Raw genomic sequence first — 23223 nt, 5'->3', positions numbered from 1 at the left:
CTATAGCCCTAGGGCGACAACAGTCCTCACCCAGAAGATTGATATTCAGGGAACATCGGGGCCGACGGGTCGGCCCGGGGTCGGACAACTATCCGGTGGGGAGAACCCGTCCGTTCGAGTTGGCACCCGGCAACGGCGAGGCAGTCAGTACCGCCGATGCCAGTGTCGAGAAGTCGTCGTCCTTTGCCTTGTTGGACTTCAACCCGATCCGGACGTCGCCGAGGTCGGTGACCCAGACCGTCCGGCCACCGTCGGGTTTGCCATAGGCAACCCATTTGCGGCCACCGACATCGCGGGTGCCTGCGCCGAGCAGCGTCTCGTCATCCGAGAGGTATCCGACCACGGCATCCTGGGTCGCATTCGTCTGGCTGAGCTGAATGTAGACGCCGTTGGCCGTGATGTAGCCGGCATTGGAGACGACGGTGTTCTCCAGTGCGACGGTGCTACCCGAGTTGGGCTTCCAGTCCGCCGGTGTCTGGGGCAGTCGGATGGTGAACGTGACCGACCGGGCGTCGGCGCGGAGTCCGTTCGCGACGTCGTACGCCGGGACCTTGTCGTCGCCGGAACCGCCGGTCAATCCGACCGAGCAGTTACCGGACACGACCGCGATGAAGGCACACAGCAACAGCAAGGGGATCAACGACCAGATCATGTCCTTGTTGTTATTGAGGATGCGGGGTTTTGCGGCCACGATCCGAGTATTGCAGGCAGCGGCGATCGGTCATAAACGCCGAGTACGGGGCAGTGGTGTCCGCTCAGTCCTGGTCGTCGAAATCGTCATCGTCGTCGGCGTCTGCAAGGTCCTCCTCAGAGCCCAGGACCGCCTCGATGCGTTTGCGTGCGCCTTCGAGGTGTTCCTCACACCGGCGTGAGAGGGCCTCCCCGCGCTCCCACAGTTCCAGGGACGCGTCGAGGTCGAGGCCGCCCTGTTCCAGGGTGCGCACGACAACGATCAACTCGTCGCGTGCCTGCTCGTAACCCAATTCCGATACCGGGACCGGTCCTTCGATGTCCTGCTTCTTCGCTGCCACGCCTGTCCTCTACTTCTCCACGCCCATCACCGCTGCACGGGTGGCGCCGTCGGCGACCCGGACACGGAGCTGGGTGCCGATCGGCATGTCCAGCACCGAGCTGACCACGTGTGGGTGGTCATCCGGTGTGTTCGTACTGGCTGAGCCGGGCACCCGCTGAACGACGGCGTATCCACGCGCCAATGTCTGGGCCGGACCCAAGGTAGCCAATCGCGCCGACAGATGCTCCACGCGCTGGTCCTCGTGGGCGACGAGCCGCGCCACGTCACGGCGGATGTCCGAGGCCGCGCGATCAAGCCATGCGCTGCGCTCATCGATCATGCGGAACGGGTGCGCGAGCACCGGGCGTCCACGCATCGCATCGAGGCCGCGGACCTGTGTGGTGACCCAATTGCGCAGTGCGCCTGCACTTCTGGACCGTAGGTCACGGATCATCGCGAGCTCTGACGCGACGTCTGGCACCACTCGTTTGGCCGCATCGGTGGGCGTTGCCGCCCGAAGATCGGCCACGAGGTCGAGCAAGGGCGAGTCGGGTTCGTGTCCGATCGCACTCACCACCGCGGTGGTCACCTTGGCCACCGCGCGGCACAGGGCTTCGTCGGAGAACGGCAGCAGGTCCTCGACACTGCCGCCGCCACGGGCCAGGATGATCACGTCGACTTCCGGATCGGCGTCCAGCTCGGCAAGATGCCGCAGAATGCGGGGGACCGCGGTCGGTCCCTGAACCGGCGCGTCGCGGATGTCGAAACGCACTGCGGGCCAACGACTCTGCGCGACCGAGACGATGTCGCGCTGCGCTGCACTGGCGCGGCCGGTGATCAGTCCGATGGTTCCGGGCAGGAACGGCAGTGGTCGTTTGCGAGCCGAATCGAACAGGCCCTCAGCGGCGAGGAGTTGTCGTAACCGCTCGATGCGGGCCAGGAGCTCGCCGATCCCCACCGGCCGGATCTCGGTGACGCGGAGCGAGACGGTGCCCCTCCCGGTGTAGAACACCGGGCGGCCGAGCATCACCACGCGGGCGCCCTCGGTGAGTGGAACCTGGGCGCGGGTGAGCAGATCGGGGTTGCACGTCACCTGGATCGAGATGTCGGCAGCGGGATCACGAAGGGTCAGGAAGGCGGTACGCGTGCCGGGCCGCCGATTGATCTGGGTGAGTTGGCCCTCCACCCAGACCTGCCCCAGCCTGTGAAGCCAGTCCGCGATCTTGGTGTTGATGGTGCGAACCGGCCATGCCGTGTCGGGCGTATTGCTCACCCGGGTACTACTTGCTCGCGGCGGTCACACGATTGTCGAGCATCGTCAGGAACGGTGCCCGCGAGCGATGGGACCTCTCATACGCCGCAAGGTCCTGCAGTTCGCTCAAGCCGACCGTCTTCAACTTCGCGCGGAGCTGCGCCAGGGTGAGGTCGTTGTACTCGAGCAGCTCGACGATTTCCGGGACGTCGTCGGACGGTGTCGTCGAGACCGGTTGCACATCGTCGGTGTCGATGTCGGGCGCCGAGCTGTACAGGGCGAAGCGTCCGGCTCCGGCAGCCGGTGCGGCACTCTCGCCGAAGTCATCGGAGTCGTCGGACGGAACCAGGGTGGGCGCGGGCGGAGGCGCCAGATCGTCGTCTTCGTCGAAGGTCGCCCACTCCGGCTCTTCTTCGTTGTGCCCCAGCAACGCGTCGAAGACATCGTCTCCCTTGATCGCCATCTCGGCGATCTGCTGCTGGAAACGCATCAGAGTCTGGAGAGTCTGACTCACGGCGGTCATCGGAAGTGTGATCGCGGTGGTCGGCAGTTTTCGAGTCTCTTCCAGCACCGTTACAACAACCCCGGCGGCGACCCTTGCGGCATAAGGTGGTCGGATCATCCCATTACTGTGCCTCATGCCACGGGTGGTGACCACCAGGAGGGTCTTATTGCCCGTACCCTGAACACCATGAGTTCGGCCGAAATCAGCCCTGGAGGCAAGACAGTCCTGCTCGCCGAGCCGCGTGGTTACTGCGCCGGTGTCGACCGAGCCGTCGAAGCGGTGGAAAAAGCGCTCGAGAAGCACGGTGCGCCGGTGTATGTGCGTAAGGAGATCGTGCACAACCGCCACGTCGTCGAGACGCTCGCCGACCGCGGCGCGGTGTTCGTGGAGGAGACCGACGAGGTGCCCGAGGGTGCACTCGTGGTGTTCTCTGCGCACGGTGTGTCACCGGCGGTCCACGAGTCCGCCGCGGAACGCAACCTGCGCACCATCGATGCGACATGCCCGCTGGTCACCAAGGTGCACCAGGAGGCCAAGCGGTTCGCGCGCGACGACTACGACATCCTGCTCATCGGTCATGAAGGCCATGAGGAGGTCGAGGGAACCGCCGGAGAGGCGCCCCAGCACGTCCAGTTGGTCGACGGACCCGACAGCGTCGATGCGGTGACGGTGCGTGACGAATCGAAGATCGTCTGGTTGTCGCAGACCACGTTGTCCGTCGACGAGACGATGCAGACCGTGTCACGGTTGCGGGAGAAGTTCCCCCTGCTCAACGACCCGCCGAGCGACGACATCTGTTACGCCACGCAGAACCGTCAGGTGGCGGTGAAGGCGATGGCGCCCAAATGCGACCTGGTCATCGTGGTGGGTTCGAGGAACTCGTCCAACTCGGTGCGGCTGGTAGAGGTGGCCCTCCAGGCCGGGGCACGCGCGTCCTACCTGGTCGATTACGCACGTGACGTGGATCTGACCTGGCTCGAAGGGGTCGAAACCGTTGGCGTGACGTCGGGCGCATCGGTACCGGAGGTGCTGGTGCGGGGTGTTCTCGATCTGCTCGGTGAGCATGGATTCAACAACATCGAAAAGGTCACCACCGCCGAGGAGACGCTGACGTTCGCATTGCCGCGCGAGCTGCGGCCGGCGCGCGCGAAGTAGCAGTCTTCTCCCGCCGGGCGGGAAGAAAACGAACACACGCCGATGTTGTGACGTGCATGACATCTTCGACAGTGCAACTGACCCAGCGACAGATCGACCGGCTCGCTTCCGAACAGGTGATCTGGCTGACAACTGTCAACTCATCGGGCGAACCCGTACCGACACCCGTCTGGTTCTTGTGGTCCGGCGGTGAGTTCCTGGTGTTCAGCGCTCCGAAGACACCCAAGCTCGCGAACATCTCACGCACGGGCGCAGTGGCGTTCAACTTCAACAGCACCGAACACGGCGGCGACGTCGCTGTGTTCCGGGGCGCCGCCCGGTTGGACCCGGAAGGGCCGACGCCCGAGGAATGGGACCAGTACGTCGCCAAGTACGGTGGCGGCTTCGCGTCGCTCGACACCTCACCGGAGGAGTTCCGCGATCAGTACTCGACGCTGATCCGAGTGGTGCCGGAGCACGTGCGGGGTTGGTGAGCCCGAGCTCAGTATTCCTCCGGTTCGAGCCGCCGTAGTCGTCGGGCAGGCAGGGACACCGCCCATCCTGCGACCAGTATCACCGTGCACACGCCGCCGCCGATGATGGCAACCGTACGTGCGGAGTGGTCGGGCGCCGGCGGTCGTGCAGGAGGCGTAATCGCTTGCGACGCAGTCCAATCAGACTTTTCGGGGGGTAGTTCGTACGTCAGGGCGGCAACCGGGTCGACAACTCCGTGGCCCACCGTGTTGTCGCGTCCGGTGCCCGGTGAATGCGCCGTCCTGGTGATGCGCTCGATCACCTCCGCGGCACTGAGTTCGGGAAACCTGGATCTGACCAGTGCCGCCACACCTGCGACGTAGGGCGCAGCGAAACTGGTGCCCTCCACTCGTACGGGGCCTTTCTCCGTGGACTGGGCGTCAACGATCCGTCTGGATCCGCGGGCGCTGTCGAGACTGACGATCGCGGTTCCGGGAGCGGCGACGCCCACCCAAGGTCCCGCCAGACTGAATGGCGCCGGAGCCCCGCCGACCGAGTCGACCGCGGCAACGCTCAGCACATAAGGCGTGTACCACGCTGGGCTGGCGACCGTGGTGACCGTGTCCCAGCCGGCGAGGTCGGGGTCCGCCGGGTCGGGCGGTGGATTCTGCTGCGCACACTGGGAATTGCTGACGAGGTTGCCCGCCGCCGCGACCACCACCACATCGCGGTCGAACGCGTACTTGACGGCAGCTCCCAGCTGCGCATCGTGGAGGTCACCACCGGCGGGGCCGCAGGCCACCTCAGAGATGTTGATGACGTCGGCGCCGAGGTTGACCGCACGCACAACGGCATGTGCGAGGGTCTGCACCGTGCCGAATCCTGTTCCGACGGTTGTCTTGTCGCGGTTCTCCGAGCGCCGGTCCTTTGCGACGAACGCGGCGCTGGACTGCCGGATCGCGATGATCGACGATTCGGGGGCAACGCCGCTGAAGGCGTCATCGGGGGACGGGACCGCCGCGATGATCCCTGCCACCAACGTGCCGTGGCCATCGCAGTCCTCGGTTCCGTCGGTGCGGGCGACGTAGTCGCCGCCGGCGGTCAGTCGCGGCAGCCGTGGATGCCGGGTGACGCCGGTATCGATCACCGCGATCTTCTGTCCGGCTCCTCGGCTGAACCGCCAGGCGTCGGGTAGTCGCATCATCGTCTGCGCCGCCGACGGGACCTGCGGATCGGTGCCGGGCGACAGCACCGGTTCCGCGCACAAGGTGTCCTGCTCCGTCGGTTCGGGCGGACCCACGGGCGCGTCGCGGATGAGGGCACGAGGATCGATCGAAGGCGGCGTGATGCCATGTGCCGGGACGGGCATGCTCGCCAGCACCACCAGGAACCCGACGGCCGACAGCGCTGCGATGCGAACGCGAGTGGATGTGGGGCGAGGATGAAAACGGGTCGACGCCGACGCACTCACAGGTCGCGGACCGCTGCATAGAGATTCATGATCCAGAACATCAACGGGACGATGGTCGCGATCAAGAGGTACTCGATGATCTCCACTGTTCGCCGCACCACGGGCGAGAAGCTGGACCTCGGGGCAACCACGCCGCAGAGCAACGCGGCCACGCTCACCGCCGCTGCCGCGCCGGCGGCCACGACAACATGATCGCCCGGTCCCAGGGCCACTTCGACTACCACGACGGCGAAGCCGAACGCACCTGCGGCGATGAGGACGGCTGCCTGGGCGAGGTCGGCGTGTGATCTGCCACGTAGGCACAGGACCGTGGTGATGATGAGCGCGAAAACCGTGCAGCGCCAACTAAAGTTGTCGGCAGGGTAGGCGACCAGGACAATGCCTGCGACCGCTGCGAACGCGGTGCCGGCGATGATGCCGGTGAGGTAGCGACCGGCGGTGTGCGCGCGGAGTTCCAGTGCGGCGGCCGACGGCAACGCCATCGCCCCGATTGCGCCGATGCCCTCGATGGCCGGGCGAGGCGCTGAATCGGCCGGGTCGATGGCGGCCCCGGCTGTGGGGACCGGCGGCAGTGGCAGTCGGGCGAGGGCGATCGTGAGGCGGGGCGCCATCGAGATGGCCAGTACCGCCCCTGCGCAGAGCGCCGCCCCGACCCGCACGGTGCCGGGCGACCACAGCAACTGGGCCGCTGCGGCGGCGGTGGCGATGGTGGTTGCCGTGACAATCGCGGCATGGATCAGGGGACCGGCTGTGGAGATCCGGTAGGACAGCACCGCGACGACGGCGGCGACGCAACCACCGAGGGTGAGGTGGGCGGCGCTGAAGTCACCGGGAGGCAACATCATTCCCGTCGCGAATGCGAGAGGAAACGAGCACAGCGAACACATCGCCGCCGTCGAGCGGTCGAGGTAGAAGCGACCCACGACAGCTCCGGCGACCACGAACGCCAGCGCCAGCAACCCGGTGACGATCGCAGGCCACAGGTCGCCGTACGCACCGCGTTGCTGGAGGAGGGCGAGAGCGGCGAGGGTGGACGCGCCCACGGCCACCACGTAGCCCATCGCCTGCGCCGCGCCCGCCGACCACCCGCTGGACTGGGCTCCGCCCAGGCGCGCCACCGCATCGATGACGTCGTCGAACAGAACCGCGGTCTCGCGCGCCGGAACGGACCGGAGGATCAGCAGGTCGCCGTCGCGCACACCTGCCTCGGCGAGACTGCGTCCGGGCGCGATGGGGTCGTGGCCGACCCGGGAGAGTGTCCAGTGGTCGCGAACGGGACCGGGACGTGCCTCCGAATCGTCGGTCTCCGGTGCCCGGGAGGTGATGAGCGACACCAGATCCGGGATCAACGCCGCAACGGGAACCGCGGCGGGCAACCCGACGTCGAATTGGGTTGTGCCCCCGATGACGGAAACACGTGCAAGCGCCGGTTGGATGCCGGCAGCAGCATCCAACTCGGCCAAAAGATCGGCAGCGGTCATGAATTTCCCCCCAAGGTCCCCACCAGTACCGAAGACCATAGCGAATGAGGCCGACAACCGTTGCCGTCGGATGACGTTTTCGCACCCTTGCGGGTGCCGCCGACGGAGTGATGGTGAATGATGGGCGGCCGGGGGAAGTTTCTGTTCCAGGGGTGGGGTAACAATCCATGATGTTCAGGTGACGACAGGCACGACCGAAGGGTTTGTGCGGCGGGCACGCGTGCCTGCTCCGCGCGCGCCCGGCGGCGAGGTCAATATCCAAGTGCCACCAGATGTTCCGCGTGTGGTTCCGGGCAGTCTGCTGATGAAGATGATGCCTGTGGTGATGGTGGTCGCCGTGGTGGGCATGATCTCGATGATGGTCGTGACCGGCGGCCGGAACATGCTCTCCAACCCGCTGTTCATGATGTTCCCGATGATGATGCTGATGTCGATGTTCGGCATGTACGCGGGTTCGGGCAATCGGGGCGGCAAGCGCGCAGCGGAGCTGAACGAAGAGCGCAAGGACTACTTCCGGTATCTGTGTCAGGTACGAGACGAGGTCCACGACACCGGAGCTGCGCAGCGTGAGGCGCTGGAATGGAGTCACCCCGAACCTGCGGCACTGCTGGGTGTGGTCGGCGGACGGCGGATGTGGGAACGCCGGCGCGCCGACAGCGATTTCGGCCATGTTCGAGTGGGCGTGGGATCGCAACGTCTGGCGACGCGTCTGATGCCACCGGAGACGGGCCCTCTCGAAGACATCGAGCCGGTGTCAGCGGTGGCGCTACGACGTTTTGTGCGAACGCATTCGGTTGTCCACGGCCTCCCGACGGCGGTGTCGCTGCGGGGTTTCCCGGCGATCAACATCGAAGGCGCCCGGCAGGAGACCCGGCAACTCGCGCGGTCGATGGTCCTGGAATTGTGCGCGTTCCACGGCCCCGATCAGCTGATGGTCGCGGTGGTGACCGCCGACCCTGGCGCCGAATCGTGGGATTGGTGCAAGTGGTTGCCCCATGTGCAGCACCCGTACGAGCGCGACGGCATGGGCTCGGCGCGGATGATCTACCGGTCGCTGACCGAGCTGGAAGACGATCTGGCCGTCGACCTCCTCGAACGGGGCCGGTTCTCGCGTTCGGCCCCACCGAGCGTCGGCCGGATCCAGCTGGTGATCGTGATCGACGACGGGTTCGTCTCGGGAGACGAACGGGTGGTCGGTGACGCGGGCATGGAGGCGGTCTCGATCCTGGATCTGTCGGCACCCCCGGACGGACTCGCGGTCCGCAGGGGCCTGCAGCTGATGGTTCGGGACGGCAAGATCGGCGCGCGAAGCGCTTTCGGAGTCGAAGAGTTCGCGGACATGGATTCGCTGACGGTGGCCGAAGCGGAGGCCTTCGCCCGATCGATGGCTCGCTATCGCCTGGCGACCGCAGCACAGATGGTGAATCTGGAACAGGAGGTCGCTCCGTCCGACCCCGGTCTGATGAGTCTGCTCGGAGTCGCCGATGCCACCCGCCTCGACCCACATCTGACATGGGCACCCCGCAGCGCGCGGTCGCGGCTGCGGGTCCCGATCGGTTACTCCACCAGCGGTACACCCGTGGAGATCGACATCAAGGAGGCGGCCGAGGGCGGGATGGGTCCGCACGGGCTCTGCATCGGTGCGACGGGGTCCGGTAAATCGGAGTTCCTGCGTACTCTGGTGCTCTCGCTGGTCAGCTCCCATTCGCCGGAGGCACTCAATCTCGTCCTGGTCGACTTCAAGGGTGGGGCAACGTTTCTGGGCCTCGACTCGTGCCCGCATGTGGCAGCCGTCATCACCAACCTCGAAGAAGAGTTGTCGATGGTCGACCGGATGCGCGACGCGTTGTCGGGGGAGATGAACCGGCGCCAGGAGGTGCTTCGCGCGGCGGGGAACTTCGCGAACGTGGGGGAGTACGAACGTGCGCGCGCCGCGGGTGCGCCGTTGGAACCGCTCCCGGCGTTGTTCATCGTCGTCGACGAGTTCTCCGAACTGCTCGCGCAGAAACCGGATTTCGCGGACCTGTTCGTGGCCATCGGACGATTGGGCCGGTCGCTGCACATCCATCTGCTCCTTGCCTCGCAAAGGCTCGAAGAAGGCAAGATGCGAGGCCTGGACAGTCATCTGTCCTACCGCATCGGGCTGAAAACCTTCTCCGCCAACGAGTCACGATCAGTACTCGGGGTGCCCGATGCCTACCACCTGCCCAACGTTCCGGGATCGGGTTACCTCAAATGTGACTCGGCGGAACCGATTCGATTCAACACGTGTTACGTGTCGGGTCCGTACTCCGCGCCGGTCGCGGCGGGCGCCGAGCACATCGCGTCGTCGGGCGGCCCGGTGGGCCTGAAGATGTTCACCGCCGGCCCTGTGCCACTCGACCCCGTCGTGCCTCCTACTGCGGCCGAGCTGGCCGGCCCCGAACCTGCCGGTGATGCAGAACCGCCCGCACCCAATTCCAGAACGCTGCTCGAGATCGTGGTGGACCGCATCGCCGGGCAGGGGCGTCCGGCGCATGAGGTGTGGCTGCCGCCGTTGGGTCAACCGCCCACCATCGACATGCTGGCCCCGCACTGGCGTACCCCGCAGATCGGTCGGCTGGTGTTCCCGATCGGCATCGTGGACCGCCCGTACGATCAGCGGCGCGACGTTCTCACCGTCGACGTCGCCGGATCGCGCGGCAACGTGGCGATCGTCGGTGGACCGCAATCGGGAAAGTCGAATGCGGTGCGCGCGTTGATCGTTGCGGCGGCTGCCACCCACAGTCCGGCGCAGGTCCAGTTCTATTGCCTGGACTTCGGTGGCGGCAGTCTGGCCGGGATCGCGGGCCTGCCGCATGTCGGATCGGTTGCGAGCCGTTCGGACATGGATGCCGTGCGGAGGACGGTGGCCGAGGTCGCAACGGTGATACGGCAGCGGGAACTGCGCTTTGCCGAACTCGGCATCGAGTCGATGCGGGACTACCGGCAACGCCGCCTTGCCGGTGACGCATCGGTGCAGGCGGATGTCTTCGGTGACCTGTTCCTGGTCGTCGACGGCTATTCGGTGATCCGGGGCGAGTTCGACTTTCTCGACGAGCAGATCAACACCATTGTGGCGCAGGGCCTCTCGTATGGGGTGCACGTGGTGCTCACCGCTGCGCGCTGGGCCGAGATCAGGCCGGCCGTCAAAGACCTCATCGGCAGCCGCCTCGAACTCAGACTCGGTGACCCACTCGACTCGGAGATGGGCCGCAAGGTCGCCGGACTCGTGCCCGAGGGCAGGCCCGGGCGTGGCCTCACCGCCGAGCACCTGCACATGCTGATCGCTCTGCCGCGAACCGATTCCGACACCTCGCTCGATTCACTGAGTGCGGCCGTGGCGCAGACGGTTCAGCAGCTGGTGGCCGTGCATCCCGGTCAGCAGGCCATGCCGGTCCGCAAACTCGCCGCTCATCTGGAACGGTCCGAGGTGGTGGCACGTCTGCATGACGCCGGAATCGAGCTGACGGCCGGTGAAGTCGCGATCGGTGTCGGCGAAGCCGAGTTGGCCCCGGTCATCCTGGACTTCCGGGTTCAACCACATTTTCTGGTCTTCGCCGACGTGGAGCACGGGAAGACCACGCTGCTGCGCAACATCGTCGCCGGTCTGGTCGAGAACAGCACGGCCACGCAGACGAAGATCGTCCTGGTCGACTATCGGCGCACCATGCTCGGTGTGATCGACACCGATCACCTCGCCGGGTATGCGAGTTCGGCTCAGACCCTCACCCCGATGGTGAACGAGTTGGTGGCGTTCTTCACTGCCCGGATCCCCGGGGAGAACGTCACCCAGCAGCAACTGCGTGACCGCAACTGGTGGTCGGGGCCGGACGTGTACATCATCGTCGACGACTACGACATGGTGGCCACCGGAAGCGGAAACCCGTTGAGCCCGTTGCTCGACCTGCTCGCGCAGGCCCGCGACATCGGCTTGCACCTCATCGTCGCGCGCCGTTCTGGCGGCGCCGGACGAGCTCTGTTCGATCCGATCATCGGGCGTCTCAAGGACTTGTCCACCGATGGGCTGCTGATGAGCGGTGACCGCGACGAGGGGTACCTGCTGGGCCGGGTGCGGTTGCAGCGCCTGGTGCCGGGTCGGGGTGAGCTGGTGTCCAGATCGCGGCCGCAGGAGATGATCCAGGTCGCCCACATGCCGCCGTTGTGATGACACCCGACGTGAGAGACGAACAGGCCGAGGCGTCGCCGACGGTCCGGTCGATACGGATGGTGGTCGCCGACATCGCTTATGACGACGTGGTGGTTGCCGGGCGGGAACCCTGCTCCGTCGGGGCCCTTGTCCGCGGCATCAACGGATCGTCGGTGGTCGTCGACGGGGTGAGGGTTTCTACGGCGGCGGCGTGGTCGCAGGTGTTCGCCCGAGAGCTCGAAGGCCTCGGTGCGGTGGAGCTGGCACACCCGACGACATGGGGCGTCCGGCGCACCGAGATCTTGCGGCAGGCGGCACAGCCCCACTGTGGCCAACTGGTGCTGACACCGCGTGCTGCGGTCATCGCCGAATCGCATCTGGGGTCTTCCACGCAGCGGGCACTGGTGATCGAAGTCCACTCGCGGATCGACATACATGAGATGGATCGGTCCGCCGGCGGCTGGAACGTTGTCGGGACCTCGGTGGCCACTGCCGAGACGGTCGCTCTTCGGCTGGGTGAAATCGTCGACAACCGCATCGAGGCAATCCTCGTCGACGGCACCGACCCCGCAGCCGTTGCGGAGATTGTGCGGTGTTGCGAAGTCCACACAGTGGTCGGTCGGGTAGCGGCAGTGCAGCGATCGCTGATCCACCGCTTCGGCGGCTCCGCATTGCCGGTGGACGAGGGCATTCGCGAACCGCCGACCGTCGGCCGGACTCCGATGCGCCGACGAGTCGTCGGGGCCGTGGCAGCGACCGCTGCAGTGGTCATCGCAGCGGTGGTGGTCGCGTTGATGGTCGACAATGGACGCGCCGGTGTGCCGCCGCCTGCGGACCGCGAGGCCCAGCTCGGCCGCGTCGCCGTGACAGTCCCCGCCGAGTGGCGCGAGAGCTCGGAGCCGGCAGCCGAAGGAGTTGTGTCCCGCACCACCTTCGCCGCACCCGGCGACGACCGCCGGATCATCGTCTTGCAGAACACGGTGCGCAACACGTCCACCCTGGCCTCGGTGGCGGGCAGCCTGCGCAATCGCATCGGGCAGCGCGGCGACGACGTCGTCCAGGAGTTCTCGGCCAGCACGCGTTATGCAGGCCGGGAGGTGATCAGCTACCGCGAGGTGCCCGTCTCCGGAGGGCCGATCAGGTGGTACCTGCTGGTGTCGGCGGGGTTGCAGGTGAGTGTGGGATGTCAGGGCGGGTCCGCAGGTGAGACGATCGACGAGCAGTGCCGGGTCGCGGTGGGTGCGGTGCGGATAGGAACGCCATGACATTCGTGACCGCCGCACGGCCGGCGCCGGTCGACGGCGTTTTGACCTGTCGACGGCCAGGCCGGTACTGTTGACCGTTGGTGCGCGACCGCCTGTAGCCAGGTGTAGTCGAGGCCCGGGTCCCCACTGGTCGCCGGGAACTACCTCTGCCGCGTTCCAGACCAGCTCCAGATCACCAGACATGAGGACTATCTGTGCCTACTTACACCCCGAAGGCCGGTGACATCACCCGTACGTGGCATGTCATCGACGCCACCGACGTGGTGCTCGGCCGCCTCGCTGTGCAGAGCGCGACGCTCCTGCGCGGCAAGCACAAGCCGACCTACGCCCCCCACATGGACGGTGGCGACTTCGTCGTCATCATCAACGCCGAGAAGGTTGCCGTCAGCGGAAACAAGCGCGACGACAAGCTTGTCTACCGCCACTCGGGTTACCCGGGCGGCCTGAGGTCCCGCACTGTCGGTGAGTCGCTGGCAACCCAGCCGGAACGTCTCGTCGAGAAGGCGATCGTCGGGATGCTCCCGAAGACCAAGCTCGGGCGGGCCATGGCCTCCAAGCTGAAGGTCTACGCAGGCCCCAACCATCCCCACACGGCGCAGCAGCCCGTGCCCTTCGAGATCACCCAGGTTGCCCAGTGACGGCGCCGGAGGAGCAGAACGTGTCCGATGTGAACGAAGCCGAAGCAGTGGCTCCCGAAGTGGTCGAGGCCGAGGTCGGCGCTGACGACTACACCGTGGACGACACCACCGCAGACGTTGCCGACGAGCCGGCCGTCACCCGCGCGCCGATCGATCTCGATCGCCCGATCCAGACCGTGGGCCGTCGTAAAGAGGCGGTCGTCCGCGTCCGGATGTCACCGGGCACCGGTGCCTTCAAGCTGAACGGCCGCACCCTGGAGGAGTACTTCCCCAACAAGGTGCACCAGCAGCTCATCAAGGCGCCGTTCGTCACCGTCGAGCGCTCCGACACTTTCGACATCGCGGCCAATCTGCACGGTGGCGGACCTTCGGGACAGGCAGGCGCTCTGCGTCTGGCCATCGCTCGAGCCCTCATCGAGGTCACCCCAGAGGATCGCGGAGCCCTCAAGAAGGCCGGCTTCCTCACCCGTGACCCGCGTGCGGTGGAGCGCAAGAAGTACGGCCTCAAGAAGGCCCGTAAGGCTTCGCAGTACAGCAAGCGCTGATTTCTTCAGCCCGCAAGAAACACCAAGTCGAACTTGGCACAGGCAGGCGTTCAGTTTCACTGGACGCCTGCCTGTGTATTTAGAGCGAAGGATGTCAATGGGGCACCTGTTCGGTACCGATGGCGTACGTGGTCTGGCAAATGCCGACCTGACCCCCGAGTTGGCGCTGTCGCTGTCGCAGGCGGCGGCACGTGTACTGCCGCAGGATCGGTCCGGGTCCGGCCGTCCCACTGCAATCGTGGGCCGGGATACGCGGGCGTCGGGGGAGATGCTCGAAGCCGCCGTCTGTGCCGGTCTGACCGCGGCAGGTGTCGATGCGCTACGAGTCGGCGTCGTTCCCACCCCGGCTGTTGCCTATCTGACCGACTTTTACGACGCCGCCTTCGGTGTGATGATCTCGGCCTCGCATAATCCTATGCCGGACAACGGGATCAAGTTCTTCGCGGCTGGTGGGCACAAACTCGCTGACGCCGCCGAGGACGCGATCGAGTCCGCGCTGGACACCGTGTTCGACCGGCCGACCGGTGCAGGTGTCGGCCGCGTCCGTGACGTGCAGGACGGACTCGACGCGTATTTGGCCCATCTGTCCGCAGCTGTGGACGTCAATTTGAAGTCGGTGACCGTGGTGGTCGATTGTGCCCATGGCGCCGCCTACGCGGCCGCGCCACGTGCCTATCGCGCTGCCGGTGCCACCGTGATCGCGATCAGCGCGGACCCCGATGGCGAGAACATCAACAAAGATTGCGGCTCAACACATCTCGACCGGGTTCAGGCAGCAGTTCTGGAATACGGGGCCGACCTCGGACTGGCCCACGACGGCGACGCGGACCGCTGCCTCGCCGTCGATGCCGCGGGACAGATCGTCGACGGCGACGCCATCATGGCCGTCTTGGCCAGTGCCATGAAAGATGCCGGCCGCCTCAAGGGCAACACACTCGTCGCCACGGTGATGAGCAACCTCGGGTTGCATCTGGCGATGACCGATGCCGGGATCACTGTGCGTACCACCGCTGTCGGTGACCGCTACGTCCTCGAGGAGCTCCGTGCCGGCGGATTCTCCCTCGGTGGTGAACAGTCGGGACACGTGGTGATCCCGTCGCATGGCACCACGGGGGACGGCATCCTGACCGGACTTGCGTTGATGGGCCGGATGGCCGAGACCGGTAGGTCGCTGGCCGATCTGGCATCCATCATGAGTGCGTTGCCGCAAGTGCTCCTCAACGTGCGGGTTGCCGACAAAAACGTTGTGGCCGAGGCAGCTTCGGTCAAGCAGGCAGTGACCGACGGTGAGGCCGAACTCGGCGCCACCGGACGAGTGCTGCTCCGGCCCTCCGGTACCGAGCAACTCGTGCGTGTCATGGTGGAGGCAGCCACCACAGAGCAGGCGAATTCGGTGGCCACCAAGATCGCGGCCGCTGTCGAGTCTGCCTGACCAGGCACCCGTGCACGCTGTCCTGTTCGACTTCTCGGGCACCCTTTTCCGGTTCACCGAACGATCCGAGTGGTTCACACGGCTACGCCAGGAATCCGGGGAAGCGTTCGAAGGAGAGGCCCAGGCCGAGATCATCCGGCGGATGACCGCCCCGGTCGGGATGCCGCCGGGTCTGCCTACCGAAGACGAATTTGCTTGGCAACAAAGAGATCTGGACCCGATACTGCACCGTAGGGCTTATCTGTCGGTTCTGAGGGCATCTGGACTCACGTTGCCCGGTCATGCGGAATCGTTGTACGAGCGGGTGGTCGATCCGCTGTCGTGGGAACCGTATCCGGACACCGGAGACTGTTTGCGGCGACTGCGTGAACGCGGCTTCAAGGTGGGTGTCGTCAGCAACATCGCGTTCGACGTCCGAGCGGTGTTCGACATACACGACATGGCGGGACTGGTCGACGATTTCACCCTGTCCTATGAGGTCGGTGTCACCAAACCCGATCCGCGAATCTTCACTCTCGCTGCGGGTCACCTGGGTGTTGACCCCGCCGATGTGTTGATGGTGGGTGACAGCGAAGAGGCTGACGGGGGTGCCCGAGCGGTTGGCTGCCGGTTCGCGCTGGTCGAACCTACGCCTGTCGAACAGCGGCCACACGCGCTCCTCGACGCGGTGGCCGGCTTGCTCGAGCAGTAACCGCTCCGTCACGCGCACAATCGTGCGTCGTTGCGAACGGAACCTCTCCATGCCCCGCAACGTCTGATTTCGGGGAGGCATCATGAGCGAGCAGACGTGGATGGACACATCCGCAGTACAAGGGGTCGGCGAGGTATTTCGGAGTGGTGCCCGGGCGGTCGAGGTCGCTGCGGGTGCTGTCGCCGATTGCTCGTTCGGCTCCCATGCGGGAACGCGGTACGCGACCCACGGTGAGCACTATGCGGCTGGACTGCTTGCGGTGGCGTCATCGGTGGACCGCTTCGTCGAGTCGTCGCGGAGCATCGCCGGGGGACTGTTCGATGCAGCCGCAACGTTGACAGGCGAGGACGTGGTGAACGCGGCGACGTTCGACGCCGCCACCACCGGGGATGGCGGCCGTCATGGGTGAGACGCCGGGTCTCGCACAACAACTGACGGACCAACGATCGGCGGCGGAGAACAGCGTCCGCTTCTTCGACAACGTCGGCCCGCTGGCACGGCGGTTGGGGATGGAAGATGTTCCCGCGGGTGACGTATGCCGGAACCGCCTGCTCGAGACCGAGGACCTGGACACCGACAGGCTGCGAGCCGACGGTCGAATCGTGTTGGGACTTCACACCGTCGCGGCGACCGAACTGCAGAATCAGACCGGCCAGGACGCTGTCCTGGGAACCTGTTGGCCTACGGGGTCCGGCATCGTCGCCCGCACTCGCGTTCAGGACGCGCACATCCCGCGTGCAACGATTGATGTGGCGGCGTTGGCAGACATCGGCTCTGGGATGGTGGTCGCTGCCGACGCCATCGAGGCCGCAAGATTGGCCAAGTTCTGGTGCGTCGCAGCCATCACACCCGACTCTCTGCTCGGGATCCCGATCAGTTCGTGGCTGACACTGATCACCACCCCTGGTTCGCCCGCAGCCGAACTGACGGCTGCGATCGACGGCACCGTCGCGCTGTTCAACTCAGCCGTCGCCTTGTGCGACGACGCCATCGATGCCGTTCTCACCGGGCTGTGTACGGCGATGGCACAGGTGGACGTCTCGGACTACGCAGGCGGTGACTGTGGCAGGGATCAGCTGGTGTCCTCGGGCGAGGCACTGGTGCGATGCGCCGCTCACAACTCTGAACCGATTGCCTCCGAGCGCGATTGCCACGCTGCGGTAGACGTTTCCGGACCAGGCGACGGAGTTCGCGAATCCTCAGGTGTCACAACGGTATCCGCTCCGGCGCGGGACTCCGGGCCTGCGAACATCACCTCGGTGTGCGAACCGGGCGCGCAGCCTGTGAAGACCACCCAGCCCGTGATGACGACCCAGCCCGTGATGACGGCACAGCCGGCGATAGCGAGTCCGTTGACGCCCATGGCGGCTGGTACCGATTTGTCCACAGTGCTCGGGTCCGTCGCTGTGGCAGTCGGTTCGGCTGTGGCGGGCTCGATCACAGGTGTGATCGAGATGGTGGCGAATGCAAGCGGCGCAGTGATGCTGCCTGCGGCGAGCCCGGACGGCACCGAGCAAGCCGCAGACGCGGGCGGTGTGACAGATGAACCGCCGGCCTCGACCCCGTTGGGGGACAAGGGGTTCGACCTGAACGGGTCATCCGACTCGGGTGCGCCCGACTGTCCGGCCCCTCAGGTCTCCTCCTTGGGGCCGGCGGATGCCGTCCCGCCGGACGAGCAAGCGTGCGAGACCACCACCGCGGACGGCCAGAGCAAGATCGCCGACGACCTGACTGTCGAGGAGCAACCGCCGGCGCCGACGACTTCCGGTGACCCCGAACCGCCAGACGCGGCCGAGACGGATCGTGGCCCTGTCGAGCAATGTCCGACTCCTGGTTCGCCGGGGATCCATGCTCCAAGAAGCAAAGACGATGTCGATACCCCTGCCGCTCCTGCCGCTCCTGGCGATACCGATGCGACACCGGTGACACCGCAGGCATCGGAGCGCGACGAGGTGGCACCGCCCGACGACGGACTCCTGGCTCTGGCCGGTGAGCAATGAGCCTGTCCGACCTGTTCGACAACATCGCCGCCAGAGTCGGTACGCAGAGTGCCGAGGCCGTGGCCGGTTACCGCAAAAGCCAGCAGGCACTCGGTGAGAAGATTCGGACGAGTGCCGAGAACGCAACGCACGGTCGCGGTGTCACACGAGCATCGGTGGCTGCGGGCGGCGCAATCCTGCTCCCTGCGAACGACGTCGACCTCAGTCCCCACACGCCGTACCCAGCCCCGGGTGAGTCGGCGGACAACCCGACGATCGGGGTGAAGGCAACTCTGGGTACCGGCGCGAGGGACTCATCGACGCCGCCGCTCCCTGGTCAGTCCGGCGCAGAGGTGGAGGACAGCCAGGACACCGGGTTCTCGTACACATCCGGTTGGCTGTCCGACCGCTGAACGGTCGAGCTCGCCGGGAGTGCTACCCCTCGAGCAACTGCGCTAGTCCTTGAGTAACGGCACTAGCCCTTGAGCAATTTGGTGAGTGGATCGACGATCTCCTCCATGCCAGGCGCGAGTGCATCGGGGTCGATCGTCATCAGCTTGCCGAGCTCGGCTGCCGGGTCACTGAATGCGGCATACGTGACGTCGCCCGTCAGTTGGTGCAACAGGAATCCGGTGAGCACCGCACGCGTCAGCTTCTGCGTCTTCTTGTCGTTGCCACCGGCACCCAGCCTGCCGCGAACACTGAAACCCTCGGCCAGTCCGCGGTTGTCGGCTTTGGGGACCAGGCGCAACACCGACTGTCCGGCCAGAGCGCGGCGCAGCGCGAGCGCATTCGATGTCATCGATTCGAGTTCGCCGGGCGCGGCAAGGATCAGCGCGGACGTCCGGACCTCCGCTGCGGCGGGAAGCACCGCAGAGCTGGTCGGCGCCGGGTAGAGGGCAGCGAGTGCCTTTGCCTTGCTGCTCCGGGACGCGGCCAACGTCGCGGCCGATGCGCCGAAGCCATGACCGGCGACCGCCAGACGCTGTTTGTGCACGGTGATGTCGCCGGCACCGAGGCGGACCTCGGTGATGATCGACAGGGTGGTCTCGAGATCTGCGGCCAATCCCTGATCGGAACCGAGCATGCCCTTCTCGGTGGTGGGCGCCGCGGCGACGATGCCCCAGGAGGCCAGATGCGCGAGGGTCTTGTTGTACTGCTTGGCGCCCGTGAGCCAGCCGTGACCGAACGCCACCCCGGGCAGGTCCTTCCCGGCGGCGGGGGCGTAGACGGTGCCCGGCAATCCGACAATCGCCATATCGCCGCGCAGGACCTTGTGCGGTCCCGTCTTGGACAGCTGCGAGAGGAGCTTCTTGGGGTTGGCCACGAACTGACTCTAAGCGATCGTGTTGCCTGCCGACATCACCCGTTGCCCGTATCGGAGACAATTTTCAGGCCAACGCGCCGATTCAGCGCGCACACCGGCCGTGATCTTGCGACAGTTACCGGATGGATGCCAATGAAATCCGCAGCGCCTACCTCTCCCTGATGCAGGAGCGCGGCCACGCCCTCATCAACAGGGCCCCGCTCGTGCCGAAGGACGACCCCACCACACTCTTCACCGGCAGCGGGATGCAGCCGTTGCTGAGATACCTGTTGGGCGCCGAACATCCGGACGGCAACCGGCTCGCCGACTCGCAGACCTGCCTTCGGTCGCAGGACATCGAGGAGGTCGGCGACAACCGGCACACCACCTTCTTCGAGATGCTCGGCAACTGGAGTTTGGGCGACTACTTCAAGTCGGAGCAGATCCCGCTGTTCTGGCATTTTTTGACCGAGATCGTCGGACTCGATCCGAACAGGATCTACGTGACGGTGTTCTCGGGGGACCCCGAACACGGCATCCCCCGCGACGATGAGAGCGCCGACATCTGGACCGAGTTGTTCACCAAGGCCGGTGTCTCGTCGGACAGGGTGGTGCTGCTGACCGAAGAACAGGGCAACGAGCAAGGCAACCAGGGCGCGCGGATCGCGTATTACAGCGACAAAAACTGGTGGTCGCGGTCCGGTGGTCCGGACACGATGCCCGTCGGCGACCCCGGCGGGCCGGACAGCGAGGTCTTCTACTACTTCCCACAGGTGGAGCACGACACTGCTTTCGGCAAGTACCCGCATCAGAACTCCGATGGCGGTCAGTACATGGAGATCGGCAACTCGGTGTTCATGCAGTACTGCAAGACCGACGACGGGTTTGCGCTGCTTCCCAAGCAGAACGTCGACTACGGCGGCGGTCTCGAGCGGATCGCCGCGGCATCCATCGACAGTCCCGACGTGTACCGCATCAGCCTCCTCTGGCCGATCGTCCAGAAGATCGAGGAGCTCTCGGGTGTGAGCTACGACGACAACACGGTTGCGATGCGAGTGATCGCCGACCACATCCGCGGTGCGGTGTTCCTTGCGGTGGACGGTGTGGTGCCGTCCAACAAGGAACAGGGTTACGTGATGCGACGGCTCGTCCGGCGGGCCATCCGTTTCGCCCATCAACTCGGTGTTCAGCAGAACCTGCTGACCGAGTTGGTCCCGGTTGTCGCCGGGCTGTACGCCGAGGCCTACCCGGAGGTGGCCGATCGGCGCGACGTGGTGATCGCCGTGCTCGAGAAGGAGGAACGGGCCTTCCGGCGCACCCTCGGCAAGGGCTTGCGAGAGTTGAAGCGACTGGGCAAGACCGGTGACACCGTCAACGGTGACGACCTCTTCAAGCTCTACGACACATTCGGGTTCCCGGTGGAGCTGTCCACCGAAGAGGCCGTCAACCGAGAGCTGCCGCTGACCGAGAATTGGCGAGCCGAGTTCGATGCGGCCATCGAGGTGCAGCGGCAGCGGTCGCAGGCTTCGACCAAACTCGGTGCCGGGACCGCCTGACCCAACCGAACTGCTGATCAGCCCCGTGCGGTGTAAATCCACCGACGGGGCTGACCTCAATTCGCTTGTGCCCTTACTCCCTTGTGGTGGCCAGCTTCAGCATCTGACCGGGGGTGGCGTTGGGCAGGTACGCCCTGGTGAGCGCAAGTCCGATCCGTGGCAGATCGCCTTCATCGCGGAAGCACATGTACACCGGCTCGTACCGCGGCTGGAACTTCATCTTGAAGGCGTGCAATGAGCGGAAACCGTAGAACGGTTCCATTGCTGCTCCCAGCATGTCCAGCAGGCGATCCATGGCTTCCACCTCGCCGGTGTCGTCGGCGGCGCGGGCGAGCGGAGCGCCCGAGAGCGAAAGTATCTGCGCGCCCTCGGCTTTGAAGGCCAGTGCGGAACTCGCGATGAGGAACTCGATGACCGGGCGGAAACCGTCGTCGCGTCGGCGCATCACGTCGAGCGTCCAGCCCTTCATCTGATCATCTCCACCGAACACCGGCAGCCACGACAAGACTCCGTGCACCGAACCCGTCTCGTCGATGGCAAGCGCCACACGGACTTCGGGGTCGAGGGCCTCCTCGACGCTGCCGAGGGTGAAACCCATTTCCGGCAGGCCCTTGTCGCCGACCCATTCCTCGGAGATCGCCCGCACCTGGGCGAGTACGGCGAACGGCTCGTCCTTCAGGGTTGTCAGTCTGAAGTTGATGCCTTCCTTCTTCGCCCTGTTGATCGCCGATCGGATGTCCTGCCACGGTTTACCTTTGAAGGCCAGTGTGGGCAGGTCGATGATGGTGTCCTCGGCGATCTGCAAGGTTCGCCAGCCCATCTCGCGGGCGATCTCGGCCGTTGCCTCACTGACCGAGAACCAGCAGGGGATGCGTGCGCTGCTCTCGGCCATGTCGGTGAACTCGCGGATCGTCTCGGCCAGTTTCTCCGGGGCGCAGACGGGGTCCGCGAGGGCGATCACGGTGCCGGCCGGTCGCTGGTAACCGATCACGCCTTCGCCGTCCTTGGTGAACGCGTACTGATTGTTCTCCCAGGTGATCATCCAGCTCATGGTGCTGCCGCCATATCTCTTGAGGAGGCTGCGTACCTGTTCGGCCGGATCGGAACCGCCCATGCCCGCCATGGCTTTCCGGCTGCGCAGCGGGACGTTGAACGCATACCGCCCGGCGAACAGCAACGCCAGTTCGACTATCCACAACAGACCGGTACCGACCGTGACCGCGCCCTGACCCTTGAAGTCGGAGGTGATCACCGCGACCAACACGAAGACGAGCAGGGCGACGTACAAGAGCCCGTAGATCACGGTGATCCACCATGCCCAGCGCCGTCCGCGCCGCAACTGGTCGGCGATCAGCAGCACGATCAGAACACTGACGATCGACCCCCAACTGAGGCTGTCGTCGGAATCGGTGGGACCGAACGGCCCGTCGCCGGGAAACACGGCGACAGCGATGTTGACGATCCCGATGAGGACCAGGCCGAGGAAGCTGATCATCCGGATCTCTTGCCGCGTTCGCGGCATCACACCGTATTCGCCTCGACTGAAGAACTTTTCGCCGACCACGAGCATCACCACTGCAGCGATGAGGTGGGTGACGTCATGCAGCGAGCCCTCGAACAGGAAAGAAACGGCAACGTAGGCAAGGAGAATCGCCCGTACCCGCAGTCGCCACGGCGAGCGGAGTCTGGCACTCGCTGCGGCCACGGCAGCGACGATGGCGGTGGAATGGCCCACGTCCTGGACGTCGGCGAGGTGGTCGACCCATTCCCAGCTGGTCGGCCGGAACACTGCGATGAACGCGACGGCGCCCAGCTCGCCGATCAGTTGCCCTGCAATGGTGACAACGGCGACCCTGACCGTGCCCAGCAGCCACTCGCACCACCCGACAACAACGGCGAAGATGACGATGAGTGCGATGTAGTGAGCAGGTGTCAGCCCGAAAAGGGTGCCCGACAACGGAGTCCACCACTTACCGTCGGTGAGCGGGGGATAACCATAGGCGACATCACCGAACCAGGTCCGGTTCTCCACCGTCTCCCACAACGCTCCGGTGACGATGCCGAGAACGATCGTCACCGCGACCACGGTCGCGGTGAAGGGAACCTTGCGGATGGTCCATGCCGCCGGACCGAGCACTTTGTCGGCGCGCGACGGTGTCGGCTCGGCCGGGGGTGCCTCGGCAGTGGTGTCGGTCGTGCTCATCGGCGCCTTTCGAGTTGTGGAGCCGGTCGCGCCGGCCGAACGGACGGGCCCGTGCCCGCCGCTGGTGGTCGAGATGTGTGCAGAGTCGCGCTCGGAGGGGATTATTCCCTA

The 23223-nt window shown here is 65.8% G+C and carries 20 protein-coding genes; 12 read left to right on the top strand and 8 right to left on the bottom strand.

Going from position 1 to position 23223, the window contains the following annotated elements; genetic code table 11:
• Positions 1-88: 88 nt before the first annotated feature.
• From KXR83_RS04630 to KXR83_RS04615, 4 genes are all read right to left on the bottom strand, one after another.
• Positions 89-691 (bottom strand): DUF4245 domain-containing protein, encoded by a 603-nt coding sequence (locus KXR83_RS04630; RefSeq protein ID WP_437423794.1) that lies wholly within the window; start codon positions 689-691, stop codon positions 89-91.
• A 64-nt stretch (positions 692-755) separates the two neighbouring features.
• The gene (locus KXR83_RS04625; protein ID WP_437423793.1) at positions 756-1031 is read right to left on the bottom strand and encodes an exodeoxyribonuclease VII small subunit; all 276 of its coding nucleotides are present in this window, start codon (positions 1029-1031) and stop codon (positions 756-758) included.
• A 9-nt stretch (positions 1032-1040) separates the two neighbouring features.
• A complete protein-coding gene (gene xseA, locus KXR83_RS04620; protein WP_437423792.1) occupies positions 1041-2285 on the bottom strand; it encodes an exodeoxyribonuclease VII large subunit in 1245 nt (414 codons plus the stop codon).
• 7 nt (positions 2286-2292) lie between these two features.
• Positions 2293-2886 (bottom strand): lipid droplet-associated protein, encoded by a 594-nt coding sequence (locus KXR83_RS04615; protein WP_437423791.1) that lies wholly within the window; start codon positions 2884-2886, stop codon positions 2293-2295.
• 69 nt (positions 2887-2955) lie between these two features.
• On the opposite strand from KXR83_RS04615, the gene KXR83_RS04610 reads away from it, so the two are divergent.
• Both KXR83_RS04610 and KXR83_RS04605 read left to right on the top strand, forming a co-directional pair.
• Positions 2956-3924, top strand: a complete 969-nt coding sequence (locus KXR83_RS04610) for a 4-hydroxy-3-methylbut-2-enyl diphosphate reductase (protein WP_062799951.1) — start codon at positions 2956-2958, stop codon at positions 3922-3924.
• Positions 3925-3980: 56 nt separating this feature from the next.
• Positions 3981-4397 (top strand): TIGR03667 family PPOX class F420-dependent oxidoreductase, encoded by a 417-nt coding sequence (locus KXR83_RS04605; protein WP_437423790.1) that lies wholly within the window; start codon positions 3981-3983, stop codon positions 4395-4397.
• Between the two features lie 8 nt (positions 4398-4405).
• Here the strand turns inward: KXR83_RS04605 and mycP are convergent, their stop codons facing one another.
• Together mycP and eccD are read right to left on the bottom strand one after the other, a co-directional pair.
• Entirely contained in the window at positions 4406-5746 is a 1341-nt protein-coding gene (gene mycP, locus KXR83_RS04600; protein ID WP_437424441.1) for a type VII secretion-associated serine protease mycosin, read from the bottom strand.
• 98 nt (positions 5747-5844) lie between these two features.
• Positions 5845-7329: a type VII secretion integral membrane protein EccD gene (gene eccD, locus KXR83_RS04595; protein WP_437423789.1), complete on the bottom strand. Its 1485-nt coding sequence runs from the start codon at positions 7327-7329 to the stop codon at positions 5845-5847.
• A 178-nt stretch (positions 7330-7507) separates the two neighbouring features.
• Here eccD and eccCa point away from each other — a divergent pair, with 178 nt between their 5' ends.
• From eccCa to KXR83_RS04550, 9 genes are all read left to right on the top strand, one after another.
• On the top strand, positions 7508-11515 hold the full coding sequence (eccCa, locus tag KXR83_RS04590; RefSeq protein WP_437423788.1) for a type VII secretion protein EccCa: 4008 nt from the start codon (positions 7508-7510) through the stop codon (positions 11513-11515).
• A gap of 11 nt (positions 11516-11526) precedes the next feature.
• Positions 11527-12762, top strand: coding sequence for a type VII secretion-associated protein (locus tag KXR83_RS04585; RefSeq protein WP_437423787.1), 1236 nt, complete (start codon positions 11527-11529; stop codon positions 12760-12762).
• Between the two features lie 194 nt (positions 12763-12956).
• Complete coding sequence (rplM, locus tag KXR83_RS04580) at positions 12957-13400, top strand: 50S ribosomal protein L13 (protein WP_023961983.1); 444 nt, start codon at positions 12957-12959, stop codon at positions 13398-13400.
• Positions 13397-13945 carry a 30S ribosomal protein S9 gene (gene rpsI / locus KXR83_RS04575; protein WP_437423786.1) on the top strand — a complete coding sequence of 183 codons (549 nt, stop codon included), beginning with the start codon at positions 13397-13399 and terminating at the stop codon, positions 13943-13945. Before rplM ends, rpsI begins: the two co-directional genes overlap by 4 nt.
• A 97-nt stretch (positions 13946-14042) precedes the next feature.
• Positions 14043-15377 (top strand): phosphoglucosamine mutase, encoded by a 1335-nt coding sequence (gene glmM / locus KXR83_RS04570; RefSeq protein ID WP_437423785.1) that lies wholly within the window; start codon positions 14043-14045, stop codon positions 15375-15377.
• 10 nt (positions 15378-15387) lie between these two features.
• Complete coding sequence (locus tag KXR83_RS04565; protein ID WP_437423784.1) at positions 15388-16068, top strand: HAD family hydrolase; 681 nt, start codon at positions 15388-15390, stop codon at positions 16066-16068.
• A gap of 82 nt (positions 16069-16150) precedes the next feature.
• The gene (locus KXR83_RS04560; protein ID WP_437423783.1) at positions 16151-16477 is read left to right on the top strand and encodes a hypothetical protein; all 327 of its coding nucleotides are present in this window, start codon (positions 16151-16153) and stop codon (positions 16475-16477) included.
• Positions 16470-18068, top strand: coding sequence for a hypothetical protein (locus KXR83_RS04555; RefSeq protein WP_437423782.1), 1599 nt, complete (start codon positions 16470-16472; stop codon positions 18066-18068). The genes KXR83_RS04560 and KXR83_RS04555 overlap by 8 nt, the downstream gene beginning before the upstream one ends.
• Positions 18065-18460, top strand: a complete 396-nt coding sequence (locus KXR83_RS04550) for a hypothetical protein (protein ID WP_437423781.1) — start codon at positions 18065-18067, stop codon at positions 18458-18460. The genes KXR83_RS04555 and KXR83_RS04550 overlap by 4 nt, the downstream gene beginning before the upstream one ends.
• Positions 18461-18522: 62 nt before the next feature.
• Here the strand turns inward: KXR83_RS04550 and KXR83_RS04545 are convergent, their stop codons facing one another.
• Positions 18523-19374 carry a dienelactone hydrolase family protein gene (locus tag KXR83_RS04545; protein WP_437423780.1) on the bottom strand — a complete coding sequence of 284 codons (852 nt, stop codon included), beginning with the start codon at positions 19372-19374 and terminating at the stop codon, positions 18523-18525.
• Between the two features lie 122 nt (positions 19375-19496).
• Between KXR83_RS04545 and KXR83_RS04540 the strand changes: the two genes are divergently transcribed.
• Positions 19497-20909, top strand: coding sequence for an alanine--tRNA ligase-related protein (locus tag KXR83_RS04540; RefSeq protein ID WP_030171035.1), 1413 nt, complete (start codon positions 19497-19499; stop codon positions 20907-20909).
• Between the two features lie 73 nt (positions 20910-20982).
• Here the strand turns inward: KXR83_RS04540 and KXR83_RS04535 are convergent, their stop codons facing one another.
• The gene (locus tag KXR83_RS04535) at positions 20983-23112 is read right to left on the bottom strand and encodes a bifunctional lysylphosphatidylglycerol flippase/synthetase MprF (protein WP_437423779.1); all 2130 of its coding nucleotides are present in this window, start codon (positions 23110-23112) and stop codon (positions 20983-20985) included.
• Positions 23113-23223: the final 111 nt, after the last annotated feature.

Source organism: Williamsia muralis (assembly GCF_051487485.1).
Classification (GTDB): Bacteria; Actinomycetota; Actinomycetes; order Mycobacteriales; family Mycobacteriaceae; genus Williamsia; species Williamsia muralis_B.
The sequence above is the reverse complement of the archived record's forward strand: the minus strand, read 5'-3'. Positions and strand labels throughout refer to the sequence as shown.

What these genes read in the sequence shown, in the direction of transcription:
- KXR83_RS04615 (WP_437423791.1), bottom strand. Translation starts at nt 2,886, where the DNA reads ATGATCCGACCACCTTATGCCGCAAGGGTCGCCGCCGGGGTTGTTGTA.
- KXR83_RS04610 (WP_062799951.1), top strand. Translation starts at nt 2,956, where the DNA reads ATGAGTTCGGCCGAAATCAGCCCTGGAGGCAAGACAGTCCTGCTCGCC.
- KXR83_RS04605 (WP_437423790.1), top strand. Translation starts at nt 3,981, where the DNA reads ATGACATCTTCGACAGTGCAACTGACCCAGCGACAGATCGACCGGCTC.
- mycP (WP_437424441.1), bottom strand. Translation starts at nt 5,746, where the DNA reads ATGCCCGTCCCGGCACATGGCATCACGCCGCCTTCGATCGATCCTCGT.
- eccD (WP_437423789.1), bottom strand. Translation starts at nt 7,329, where the DNA reads ATGACCGCTGCCGATCTTTTGGCCGAGTTGGATGCTGCTGCCGGCATC.
- glmM (WP_437423785.1), top strand. Translation starts at nt 14,043, where the DNA reads ATGGGGCACCTGTTCGGTACCGATGGCGTACGTGGTCTGGCAAATGCC.
- KXR83_RS04560 (WP_437423783.1), top strand. Translation starts at nt 16,151, where the DNA reads ATGAGCGAGCAGACGTGGATGGACACATCCGCAGTACAAGGGGTCGGC.
- KXR83_RS04555 (WP_437423782.1), top strand. Translation starts at nt 16,470, where the DNA reads ATGGGTGAGACGCCGGGTCTCGCACAACAACTGACGGACCAACGATCG.
- KXR83_RS04550 (WP_437423781.1), top strand. Translation starts at nt 18,065, where the DNA reads ATGAGCCTGTCCGACCTGTTCGACAACATCGCCGCCAGAGTCGGTACG.
- KXR83_RS04540 (WP_030171035.1), top strand. Translation starts at nt 19,497, where the DNA reads ATGGATGCCAATGAAATCCGCAGCGCCTACCTCTCCCTGATGCAGGAG.
- KXR83_RS04535 (WP_437423779.1), bottom strand. Translation starts at nt 23,112, where the DNA reads ATGAGCACGACCGACACCACTGCCGAGGCACCCCCGGCCGAGCCGACA.